The sequence below is a fragment of the Nonomuraea sp. NPDC047897 genome, assembly GCF_043204415.1.
Classification (GTDB): domain Bacteria; phylum Actinomycetota; class Actinomycetes; order Streptosporangiales; family Streptosporangiaceae; genus Nonomuraea.
Window position 1 is genome coordinate 98753 of sequence record NZ_JBIDCC010000015.1, and the last position, 10854, is coordinate 109606.

Below are 10854 nucleotides of genomic sequence, written 5' to 3' on the forward strand. Positions count from 1 at the left end.
GTCAGGTCCTGGGCGGATAGAAGGTGACGTTCAGCTCACCCTTGTCGGCGCCGATCGTGATGGTCGATCCGTCGGGCACGTCGCCGGCGAGCAGCGCGCGTCCGATCCTGGTCTCCACCTCGCGGGCGATGAACCGACGCAGTGGCCGGGCACCGTAGACGGGGTCGTAGCCCTGGTTGGCGATGAGCCGGCGTGCGTCCTCGGTGACCTCCAAGGTGAGCCGGCGGCTGGCCAGGCGGCTCCTGATATCGGCGAACATCAGGTCCACGATGCGCTCGATCTCGGCCTCGGTCAGCGGCTTGAACAGCACGATGTCATCGACCCGGTTGAGGAATTCGGGCCGGAAGTGCATGCGCAGCTCCCCCATCACGCTCTCGCGTGCCTGGGGCTTGATCTCCCCGCCGGCGGTGACCCCGTCCAGCAGGTGCTGGGAGCCGATGTTGGAGGTCATGATGACCACGGTGTTGCGGAAGTCGACCGTGCGGCCCTGCGCGTCGGTCAGCCGCCCGTCGTCCATGACCTGCAGCAGCGTGTTGAACACGTCCGTGTGGGCCTTCTCGATCTCGTCGAACAGCACCACCGAGTACGGCTTGCGCCGCACCGCCTCCGTGAGCTGACCGCCTTCCTCATAACCGACATAACCCGGAGGAGCGCCGACGAGGCGGCTGACCGTGTGGCGTTCCTGGTACTCGCTCATGTCGATGCGCACCATGTTGTCCTCGGTGTCGAACAGGGCCTCCGCCAGGGACTTCGCGAGTTCGGTCTTGCCGACCCCGGTGGGTCCGAGGAACAGGAACGATCCGATGGGGCGCCGAGGATCCTTGACGCCGGAGCGAGCGCGGATGACGGCGTCGGCCACGAGCCGCACGGCCTCCTCCTGCCCGATGACACGTTCGTGCAGGATTTGATCTAGCTTGAGCAGTTTGTCCCGCTCCCCCTCCTTCAGCCGGGTCACGGGGATGCCGGTCCAGCGGGAGACGATGGACGCGATCTCGTCCTCCGTGACGACCTCGCGCAGCAGCCGGTGGCTGTTCTGCCGGGATTCGAGCCGCTCCTCCTCGGCGCGGAGCCGGCGTTCCAGTTCGGGGATCCGGCCGTGGCGCAGCTCGGCGGCACGGTTGAGGTCGTAGGCGCGTTCGGCCTGTTCGGCCTCCCGCCGCACGCTCTCCAGCTCCTGCCGCAGGCTCTGCACCTTGCGCAGGGCCGACCGCTCGGCCTCCCACTGCGCCCGCATCGCCTCGGCCTCGGCACGCGTGGCGGCCAGCTCCTTGCGCAGCTCTTCCAGGCGGGACCGGCTCGCGGGGTCGTCCTCCTTGGCCAGCGCGGCCTCCTCGATCTCCAGCCGCATCACCTTCCTGGTGAGCGCGTCGAGCTCGGCCGGCATGGAGTCGATCTCGGTGCGGAGCATCGCACACGCCTCGTCGACCAGGTCGATGGCCTTGTCCGGCAAGAACCGGTCGGCGATGTAGCGGTGGCTCAGCGTCACCGCGGCGACGAGCGCGCTGTCCTGGATCTTCACACCGTGGAAGACCTCCAGCCGCTCGCGCAGGCCACGCAGGATCGAAACAGCGTCCTCGATGGAGGGCTCGTCGATCAGTACCGGCTGGAACCGCCGCTCCAGGGCTGCGTCCTTCTCGATGTGCTGGCGATACTCCTGCACCGTGGTCGCGCCGATCATGTGCAACTCGCCGCGCGCGAGCATCGGTTTGAGCATGTTGCCCGCGTCCATGGCGCCCTCGGTCGCCCCGGCGCCGACCACCGTGTGAAGCTCGTCGACGAACAGCAGGATCTGGCCCTCAGCCGCCTTCACCTCGCTCAGCACGGCCTTGAGGCGTTCCTCGAACTCCCCGCGGTACTTGGCTCCCGCGACGAGCGAGCCCATGTCCAGGCTGAAGATGGTCTTGTCGCGCAGCCCCTCTGGGACGTCGCCGCGGGTGATCCGCTGGGCGAGTCCTTCGACCACGGCCGTCTTGCCGACGCCGGGGTCGCCGATCAGCACGGGGTTGTTCTTGGTCTTGCGGGACAGGATCTGGATCACGCGGCGGATCTCCGAGTCGCGGCCGATCACAGGGTCGAGCTTGTCCGCGCGGGCGTCGGCGACCAGGTCGCGCCCGTACTTCTCCAGCGCCTCGTAGGCGACCTCGGGCATGTCCGAGGTGACCCGCTGGTTGCCCCGAACGGCGGTGAGCGCCTGCAGGAACCGGTCCCTGGTCACGCCCTGGCCGTGCAGCAGCCGCCCCGCCTCGGTCGCGGAGCCCTCCTCGATCAGGGCCAGCAGCAGGTGTTCCACCGAGACGTACTCATCCTTGAGCCGGCCGGCCTCCCGGTCCGCGGCGTCGAGCAACCGGGCCAGGCGCTGGGTGAGGAACACCTGGCCGGGCGCGGCCCCCGGGCCGCTGACCTTGGGCCGGCGCGCCAGCTCCGCTTCCAGATCGGCGTTAAGACGTTGCGTGTCGGCACCCGCTTGTCGCAGCAGCCGGGGCACCAACCCCTCGGGCTGGTCAAGCAGGGCCAGCAGGAGATGCTCCCCGTCGACTTCGGTGTGACCGTACCGCAGCGCCTTGGTCTGGGCGTCGTGCAGGGCCTCCTGCGTCTTCTGCGTCATCCTGTTCGGGTCCACTCCAAGTCTCCCTAGCGTCGTGGCAAAGGGCCGCGCAGGGCGGCTTCGAGCTCCGCGATCCGATCGAGGAGGTCGATCACCACACCGATCGCGGCGTAGTTGATGGACAGGCCCTCGTGCAGCCGCTGAATGCGGGCGGCCGCCGTGACCTTGGAGGGGGCGAAACACAGCTCCCCTCTGGCGTCCCTGTCGGGTTCCAGCAGTCCGAGGGTCACCAACCGACGGACGATCTCCGGGTGCAGCCCCGTGGCCCGCGCGTAGGTATCGAGGTCGAGCCGGGACGGACGTACGAGTGCGTAGATCACGAGCGCCTCCTCGGGTCGAACCGCGATGCGGCGGCGAGCTGTTCGAACAGGCGTCGCTCCGTGTCGGTGAGCGTGGCCGGCACCATGATCCGGACTTCGGCGAAGAAGTCGCCCGCGGGGCCGCTCGGGTTGCGCATGCCGCGCCCTCGCAAGCGCAGGCGACGGCCGCTGGACGTGCCCGGCGGGACTCTCAGCTTCGCCTCACCGCCTGGAGTGTCGATGGCCACCGTGGCGCCCAGTGCCGCCTCCCAGGGAGCGAGCGGCAGGGTGGTGTGGATGTCGCGGCCCTCCACGCGATACCGGGGATGGTCGGCGATCCGCACGATCAGGTGCAGATCGCCTGCAGGCGCTCCGTCGCTTCCTCGCCCGCCCTGCCCGGCGAGCCTGATGCGCTGGCCGTTCGTGACGCCGGGCGGGATCGTGACGTCCAGCCGCCTGCCACCGGGCAGTGTGATTCCGCGACGGCCGCCGCGGTAGGCCTCCTCGACGGTCAGCGTGAGCTGCGCCTCCTGGTCTGCTCCCGGCACCGGGCCCCAGCGTCGCCTGCCACGGCCGCCGAACATGCCGCTGAGCAGGTCGTCGAGGTCAACGTCCGTGCCGAAGTCAAAACCCTCGTCAGGCGCCGACCGCCATGTGCCGCCCGATCCGGCGCGCGTGCCTGCGCGGGCGCGAGCGTAGTCCGCGGGGTCCACGTGGGGCGGCACCTGGCGGAAGTCGTGGCCGAAGGCGTCGTAGCGGCGACGCTGCTCCGGGTCAGACAGCACAGCGTAGGCCTCCGAGATCTCTTTGAACCTGTCCTCCGCCCCCGGATCTTTGTTGACGTCCGGGTGGTAGGAGCGCACGAGCTTGCGGTAGGCGCGCTGGATCTCGTCGGCGTCGGCATTCCTGTCCACGCCGAGTACCTCGTAGAAGTCCCGCCGTGCGGCCATCACTCCGCCTTCTTCGCGACGGCGACTCTTGCGGGCCGCAGCTGCCGCTCGCCCTCGCCATAGCCGGGCCGCAGCACCTCCACGACGGTGCCAGGATCGACATCGGTCCGTTCGACGGCTGCCACCGCCTCGTGGCGCGCCGGATCGAAGATCACGCCCGTCTCGTCGTGTCGCGGGTAGCCGAGGTTGGACAGGACGGCGACGGCCTGGTCGCGCACCGCTCGCAGGCCGTCGAGCACCGCCTTCGCGTCGCCGTCGCCCGCATGGACCAGCGCGAGTTCGAGATTGTCCAGGACGGGCAGCCAGGCGGCGGCGACTCTGGCGCGTTCCTCGGCCCGCAGCCGCTCGTTGTCGCGGGCGATCCGCTTGCGGAGGTTGTCCAGGTCGGCGACGGCGCGCAGCCACCGGTCCTCCAGCTCCGCGAGTTTGGCGTCCGTCTCCGCGGACGCGGCGGCGGACTCCTCAGAGGGCTCCCCCCGGCCCTCGGGTACGTTCTCGTACATGTCAATCGGGCTCCGAGGTGGTGAACTCCGCGTCGATCACGTCGTCGTCGGCGCCGGGGGCGCCTTCCGCCCGGACATCAGGCGGCACCTCAGGCGTATCCGGCCGGACACTGGCGCCGAGTCCCTGGTACACCTGCTGGAGCTCGGCGCTGAGCGTCCGCAGCCGGTCGATCGGCGCCTCTTCCTTGAGCGCCTGGCGGGCGTCCCCGACGAGCTGCTCCGCACGTGCCTTCTCGTGTACGGGTACGGCGTCCCCGAGCTCCTGTAGCCGGCGCTCCACTTGGTAGGCGACCGAGTCCAGCTCGTTCCGCGCGTCGACGGTCTCCCGGAGTCGGGTGTCCTCGGCACGGTGCTGCTCGGCGTCCGCGACCATCCGTTCGATCTCCGACTTGTCCAGGTTGGAGCTCTCACTGATGGTGATCCGCTGCTCGGCCCCGGTCTCCTTGTCCCGGGCGGAGACGTTGAGAATGCCGTTGGCGTCGATGTCGAAGGTCACCTCGATCTGCGGCACCCCTCGTGGCGCGGGCCGGATGTTCTCCAGCCGGAAGCGCCCCAGCACCCGGTTGTCGGCGGCGCGCTCCCGCTCACCCTGCAGAATCACGATGTCCACGGCGCTCTGGTTGTCCTCCGCCGTAGAGAACGTCTCGGTCCGGCGGGCCGGGATGGTGGTGTTGCGCTCGATGACCTTGGTCATGAGCCCGCCGAGGGTCTCGACACCGAGTGAGAGCGGCGTGACGTCGAGCAGCACGACGTCCTGCACCTCGCCCTTGATGATGCTCGCCTGGATCGCCGCTCCGATGGCGACCACCTCGTCCGGGTTCACCGTCATGTTGGGGTCCTTGCCCCCGGTGAGCCTGCGGACGAGGCTCTGGACGGCAGGGATCCGCGTGGATCCGCCGACGAGGATGACCTCGTCGATGTCCGCGGGCCTGAGCTTGGCGTCCTCCATCGCCTGCTCGACGGGATGGATGCAGCGTTCGACGAGGTCGGTGGTGATCTGCTCGAAGGTGGACCGCATGAGCGTGGTGTTGAGGTGCTTGGGTCCGGCGGCGTCCGCCGTGATGAACGGCAGGCTGACCGTGGTCTGGGTCACCGACGACAGCTCGACCTTGGCCTTCTCGGCCGCCTCGAAGAGGCGCTGCAGCGCCTGCGGGTCCTTGCGCAGGTCGATGCCCTGCTCTCGCTGGAACTCGTCAGCCAGATGATCGACGATCCTGCGGTCGAAGTCGTCGCCGCCGAGATGCCCGTCTCCGGAGGTGGCGCGGACCTCGACGACCCCCTCGCCGATGTCCAGGATGCTGACGTCGAACGTGCCGCCGCCCAGGTCGAAGACCAGTACGGTCTCGTTGGACTTCTTGTCCAGCCCGTACGCCAGGGCGGCGGCGGTCGGTTCGTTGATGATCCGCAGGACCTCGAGGCCGGCGATGCGCCCCGCGTCCTTGGTGGCCTGGCGTTGGGCGTCGTTGAAGTACGCCGGTACGGTGATGACCGCCTCGGTCACCTTCTCGCCGAGATACTTCGCCGCGTCAGCTGCCAGCTTGCGCAGGATGAGCGCCGAGACCTCCTCCGGCGCGTACTGCTTCTCGCCGACCTGGAAGCGGACGTCTCCCTGCGGCCCTTCGACGACGTCGAACGAGACAGCGTGGATCTCGCTCTCGACCTCGTTGTAGCGACGGCCGATGAACCGTTTGGATGAGTAGACCGTTCCCTTCGGGTTCAGGATGGCCTGGCGCCGCGCGAGCTGGCCCACCAGGCGCTCACCCTCGGGGGTGAACGCCACCACCGACGGGGTCGTGCGTGATCCTTCCGCGTTGGGGAGCACGGTGGGGTGACCGTCCTCGGTAGCGGCGATCACCGAGTTCGTGGTTCCGAGGTCGATGCCTACTGCTTTCGCCATTGCTCGTTCGCCTTCCCGAGAAGCTCATGGGCCCTGGCCGCGTGTTCGGAGTCGACGAGGACCTCGTACTTGTCCGCCACCAGGCCGGTTTCGGAGACGAAGTCCCGCCGTCCCCCGTGCGTCGCGTGCGCGATCACGCCGAAGATCGCCCCGGCGACCGCGCCCCACAGCAGCCCCCACAGGACCAGGGCGACCAGGGACTCGGCCATGGTCGAGAAGATCCCGAAGAACAGGCCGACGAGCAGGCCGAACCAGGCTCCGCTCAGCGCGCCCCAGCCGGCCGCGCGGAGGTACGTCATGCGCGCGAGGACATGCTCCACCGAGCGCAGGCCCACGCCCACGATCAGCGTTCCGTGTACGGGGAACCCGTGATCCGACAGATAGTCGACGGTCTTCTGCGCCTCTTGGTACGTGTCGTAACTGGCGAGCCGTTCCTTGTTGGCGGTGACGGAACCGGTCGGCGCGACGGTCATGGCTCCTCCCCTCCCCGCATCAGGCGGTCACCTCGATGTGCCGGGGCTTGGCAGCCGCCGCCTTCGGAACGGTGATGGTCAGCACGCCTTCGGAAAGACGCGCCTCGACCCGTTCGGCGTCAACCTCTCCTGGGAGCAGCGTGCGCAGCTCGAATCTGCCGGTTCTGCGGGTCCTGCGGTACCGTCGCTGACGCTCGTGCTCTTCGATCTGCCCGGTGACGATCAGTTCGCGCTCGGAGAACTGGACGTCTATCTGATCCTTCTTCACGCCGGGAACGTCGACCTTCACGACATACGAGTCCTCGGTCTCCGAGATGTCAGCCATGGGAGTCCACACGCCTGTGGGGCCCTCCTCGGCGAACTCTCCCAGGGCTGCGTTCATCAACTGCCCCAGCCGGCCGTAGACGTCCTCGAACTCGCGCATCGGGTATGTCTCGCCGCCCCTGCGGCGCATTGCCAGCAATGCCATCGGTCCCCCTACTGGGATTGGGGGGGTTCGGGTTCAGTAACCTACTGTTCTGACCCTTGTCGGCACGCTGGGCGGTCACATCCCCCACGCGTGTAGTTTTGGCGGCTCAGCTTTGCCTCTCATCGTGCGACCGGTCGGGGCCGACACGTTCCTGCGCCACCGCGAGGCGTGTGAGCTCGACGCGGGAGCCGATGCTCAGCTTGCGGTAGACATGCCGCAGGTGGAACGCGACCGTATGGACGCTGAGGAACATCTGCTCGGCGATCTGCCGGTTGGTCCATCCGTCGACGGCGAGCAGCGTGACGGCATGCTCGGTTTCCGTGAGGCTGCCCCAGCCGGAGGCGGGCCGCTGAGTGTGGTGCCAGTGGCGGCGGCGCACCCCCAAGTCGCGCAGCCTCCGGCGGATGCGTGCCGCGTCCCTGGTGGATCCGATGTCATCGTAGATCGCCAAGGCTCGGTCCAAACTGGTGACCGCCTCCTGCTGCTCCCCGCGGGCCTTCAGCACCATGCCGAGATCCTCTTCGGCCGAGGCCTGCGCCCATTTGTCCCCGATCTGCTCGGCAGCGAGGGAGAGAGCCTCGCGATCGCCATCGAGCAGGCCCCGGGCGTGCGCGGCGGACGCGGCCAACATCGGGAGGCCCAAGCTGGCGTGACTGAGGGCCTCCGCCGTGGTGACGATGGACTCGGCTGTTGAACGGTCTCCTGCGCCCATGGCGACCCGCACCATCCACGCGCTCACCGTCGAATCCATGGCGAGCAGCGAGAACGGCTGGAGCGGGCCGGAGAGAGCCGTGAGCAAGGTCATCGCGCTCCGGGGGCCGTCGCACGCCTCGGTGACCTGGGCTGCCAGCAGGGCGTGCCGCGCGTGTGCTTCGCTCGGTCCCTCGGCGGGGGCCGCGAGACGTCGCATTGCTTCTCGCAGGTCGCCCCGCCGGAGAGCGACGGCGGCGAGCACGCCGCTGGCCACCTCGGCGGCCAGCGGCATGTTGTGAACGGCGGCGAGGCTCAGCGCTCTCTTCCCTGCCGTGACCGCACCGTCGAACCGGCCTGCGGCGAACTGGGCGCGAGCCTCCAATGCCGCGACGTCCGCCGCCCAGGCCAGATGGTCATGAGCGAGCATGTCCGTGCGTGCCTGCTGGAGCATTGCCCGCGCCTCGTCGAGGCGGCGCACATCGATGAGCATCGCCGCGATGGTGAGACAGGATTCGTAGCGGCGTTCGTCCGGCCGGTCCTTGCTGGCCAGCCGCCAGGCGTCCTCGGCCAGCGCAAAGGCGTTCGAGAGCCTGCCCTCGTCCCGCTCGATCGTGGCAAGGGCGGTCAGCGCGGCGACCGTGACTGTTGGACCGTGCCCGGATTCGCCCGCGATGATGTCATCCGCGTATGCGCCTACGTAGTGGTCATGCTGGCGGGTCATGGCATACAGCCTCACCACGACCGCGCGGTCGCGCACGTGATGCCAGCGGGCCGGGAGGGCCAGCACGCCGTCGGCCTCGTGGATCGCCTCGTCGTCCCTGCCGGTCCGGTACATGATGTCCGACAGCAGGCAGCGTAGTTCCGCCACGTTCTGTGCGGAGCCATTGTCGACGAGACGTTCCTGGACCATGTTCTCGGCCTCCTCCAGCCGTCCACCGGTGACCGCCGCGTGGACGGCAGCGGCCGAAGCGGTGAAACGGCCGCCTGCCGGTTCTAGGTCTGTGAGAGCGCCGAACTGGCTCAGCAGTGCATCCCGTACTGGCGGAGGAACCGATGTGGCGGTGACGGTCGCGACCAGCTCGTAGCGGAAGGCGAGCCCACGCCCGGTGACGTCGAGAATGCCCGCCGCCGTGGCTTCCTCGATGGCGGAGAGCAACCCGGCCGGCGTGGTGCCGAGCAGCGACGCGGCCTGCTCGATCGGCAGCGGCCCGCCGAGCACGGCGGCGGTCTCCACCAGACTTCGGGCCTCCCCGCTCAGGGCGTCGGTCCAGCGTCGCACCACCCTTCGCAGCCGGGCGGGCACATGGGCAGGTGACATGGCACCATGGGACGCGTCGAGGCGGCTTTCGTCGCGCAGGCCGGCGAGCAATTCGATGATCAGGAGAGGATTGCCCCCGGCACCGGCCACCAGCACACTCGTCGTCGGATCGGGCGGCCTCCCGAGCATGTCCGTTGCCAGCTCCGCGACGGCTTCCGGCGAGAGCGGCGCGAGCGTCATCCGCGCGGCGCCGTTCCGCTCCAGGAGGCCGAACAGGGAAGCGGCGCGGCCGTCGTTGTCGGCGGTCGAGCCGCTCAGCAACCAGCCCACGGGCCGGGTCGTCAGCCGGTCGTGTAGGACACGGACAATCCTCAGCGTCGCCGGTTCGGCCCGGTGCAGGTCGTCGAACACGACCAGCACCGGCGCCGAGGCCCGCTCCTCGAAGGCCTTCGTCAGGCGGTCCAGCAGGTGCGTCGGTGAGCCGACGGACTGTGCCTCGAACGGGAGGCCGAGGGACTCCAGCAGGAAGCCGCACGAAACGAGTTCGCCCAATTCTTCCACGCCGCCGCGGATCAGGCCGATGCCGTGCTGGGGAGCGACATCGGCGGCTTCGTTCAGCAGCCTGCTCTTGCCCGCCCCGGGTTCACCGTCTACGAGCAGCGTGCCGGTCCCGCCTTGTCGCAGCGTGCGAAGCAGCCCCTCGACCTGGCGCCATTCCCGTTCGCGACCCCGCATCTCGTTCCCTCCAATCGAGCGCTTTCCAGCGCCGGAGCGGCGAATCCCATTCCTGTGGAGATCTTTTGTGCTCGGTCCGCTACCTGTCTTGGGGATGTGGTCCGGGGACAGCTGGAGCCAGGGTTGTAGTGCCACAGGAGAACGCGATGGGGTGGACGAAATGGCGGAGACCGGTTATGCGCCGTTCAACCGGACCGTGGACAAGACGAACCGGGTCCTGCGTGAGATCGAAGAGGCGCAGGGTTGGTCTGCTGAGCAGCGGAACCGTTCCTACGCCGCCCTCCGGGCGGTGCTTCACGCGCTCCGCGACCGGCTGTCCGTCGAGGAGAGCGCGCACCTCGCCGCCCAGCTGCCGCTGCTGATCCGTGGTCTCTATTACGACGGCTGGCGCCCGGGCGCGGTCCCGGTGAAGCTCGACCGTGAGGAGTTCCTCGACCGTGTGTCGAGCGGGGTGAACTTCGAATTCCAGGAAAATACCGAAGATCTCGTCAAGACGGTCTTGCAGGCGCTCAGGAAGCACATCACCGACGGCGAGTGGGAGGACGTGAAATCCAGCATGCCGAGGGACCTGGCTTCGGTGCTGCCCTAGCGGTCAGTCTTTCGCCGTCGGCGCAGGGCGCGGCTGAGCCGGAGCGGCAGGAGTCCCACCAGGGGGCTCGTCCCCGGCCGCTTCGGGCTCAGGGTCTGGCCGTGCTGACGGTCGCAGAAGGGAAGCCGTCGAAGGCGGTCGAGACGGAGAGGCTGGGGGGCGGCTGGTCCCACCCGGAGCCGATCCAGCAGCGCCTCGTGCAGCCGCTGCCACACCCCAGCTCCCGTCGCTGACCTGCCACGGCTTCAGCTTCGCCAGCCGTGCTCCTCTTGCTCGGCTGCCGGGAGATCGCCCGGGCGCTGCACCTGGCCGAGGGGACGGTCAAGAACCTGCCGACGACACCAACCCGCCCGACGTCGGCACACGCTCTTCTCGGCGTCCGG

At 68.9% G+C, this 10854-nt stretch carries 9 protein-coding genes; 1 reads left to right on the forward strand and 8 read right to left on the reverse strand.

Features of this window, described 5'->3' with window-relative positions; translation table 11 throughout:
- Position 1: 1 nt before the first annotated feature.
- The 8 genes from clpB to ACGF0J_RS30310 form a co-directional block, all read right to left on the reverse strand.
- Positions 2 to 2605, reverse strand: a complete 2604-nt coding sequence (gene clpB, locus ACGF0J_RS30275; RefSeq protein ID WP_393151461.1) for an ATP-dependent chaperone ClpB — start codon at positions 2603 to 2605, stop codon at positions 2 to 4.
- A gap of 26 nt (positions 2606 to 2631) precedes the next feature.
- Positions 2632 to 2925 carry a chaperone modulator CbpM gene (locus tag ACGF0J_RS30280; RefSeq protein ID WP_393151193.1) on the reverse strand — a complete coding sequence of 98 codons (294 nt, stop codon included), beginning with the start codon at positions 2923 to 2925 and terminating at the stop codon, positions 2632 to 2634.
- Complete coding sequence (locus tag ACGF0J_RS30285) at positions 2922 to 3854, reverse strand: DnaJ C-terminal domain-containing protein (protein ID WP_393151195.1); 933 nt, start codon at positions 3852 to 3854, stop codon at positions 2922 to 2924. The genes ACGF0J_RS30280 and ACGF0J_RS30285 overlap by 4 nt, the downstream gene beginning before the upstream one ends.
- Positions 3854 to 4357, reverse strand: a complete 504-nt coding sequence (locus ACGF0J_RS30290) for a nucleotide exchange factor GrpE (protein WP_393151197.1) — start codon at positions 4355 to 4357, stop codon at positions 3854 to 3856. The genes ACGF0J_RS30285 and ACGF0J_RS30290 overlap by 1 nt, the downstream gene beginning before the upstream one ends.
- A 1-nt stretch (position 4358) precedes the next feature.
- Positions 4359 to 6254 (reverse strand): molecular chaperone DnaK, encoded by a 1896-nt coding sequence (gene dnaK, locus ACGF0J_RS30295; protein WP_393151199.1) that lies wholly within the window; start codon positions 6252 to 6254, stop codon positions 4359 to 4361.
- Entirely contained in the window at positions 6239 to 6727 is a 489-nt protein-coding gene (locus ACGF0J_RS30300; protein WP_393151201.1) for a general stress protein, read from the reverse strand. Before ACGF0J_RS30300 ends, dnaK begins: the two co-directional genes overlap by 16 nt.
- Positions 6728 to 6746: 19 nt before the next feature.
- On the reverse strand, positions 6747 to 7196 hold the full coding sequence (locus ACGF0J_RS30305) for an Hsp20/alpha crystallin family protein (protein WP_393151203.1): 450 nt from the start codon (positions 7194 to 7196) through the stop codon (positions 6747 to 6749).
- A 106-nt stretch (positions 7197 to 7302) separates the two neighbouring features.
- Complete coding sequence (locus ACGF0J_RS30310) at positions 7303 to 9882, reverse strand: AAA family ATPase (RefSeq protein WP_393151205.1); 2580 nt, start codon at positions 9880 to 9882, stop codon at positions 7303 to 7305.
- Between the two features lie 160 nt (positions 9883 to 10042).
- Here ACGF0J_RS30310 and ACGF0J_RS30315 point away from each other — a divergent pair, with 160 nt between their 5' ends.
- Positions 10043 to 10471, forward strand: coding sequence for a DUF2267 domain-containing protein (locus ACGF0J_RS30315; protein ID WP_393151464.1), 429 nt, complete (start codon positions 10043 to 10045; stop codon positions 10469 to 10471).
- Positions 10472 to 10854 lie beyond the last annotated feature (383 nt).

What these genes read in the sequence shown, in the direction of transcription:
- ACGF0J_RS30300 (WP_393151201.1), bottom strand. Translation starts at nt 6,727, where the DNA reads ATGACCGTCGCGCCGACCGGTTCCGTCACCGCCAACAAGGAACGGCTC.
- ACGF0J_RS30290 (WP_393151197.1), bottom strand. Translation starts at nt 4,357, where the DNA reads ATGTACGAGAACGTACCCGAGGGCCGGGGGGAGCCCTCTGAGGAGTCC.
- clpB (WP_393151461.1), bottom strand. Translation starts at nt 2,605, where the DNA reads ATGACGCAGAAGACGCAGGAGGCCCTGCACGACGCCCAGACCAAGGCG.
- ACGF0J_RS30315 (WP_393151464.1), top strand. Translation starts at nt 10,043, where the DNA reads ATGGCGGAGACCGGTTATGCGCCGTTCAACCGGACCGTGGACAAGACG.
- ACGF0J_RS30285 (WP_393151195.1), bottom strand. Translation starts at nt 3,854, where the DNA reads ATGGCCGCACGGCGGGACTTCTACGAGGTACTCGGCGTGGACAGGAAT.
- dnaK (WP_393151199.1), bottom strand. Translation starts at nt 6,254, where the DNA reads ATGGCGAAAGCAGTAGGCATCGACCTCGGAACCACGAACTCGGTGATC.
- ACGF0J_RS30305 (WP_393151203.1), bottom strand. Translation starts at nt 7,196, where the DNA reads ATGGCATTGCTGGCAATGCGCCGCAGGGGCGGCGAGACATACCCGATG.
- ACGF0J_RS30310 (WP_393151205.1), bottom strand. Translation starts at nt 9,882, where the DNA reads ATGCGGGGTCGCGAACGGGAATGGCGCCAGGTCGAGGGGCTGCTTCGC.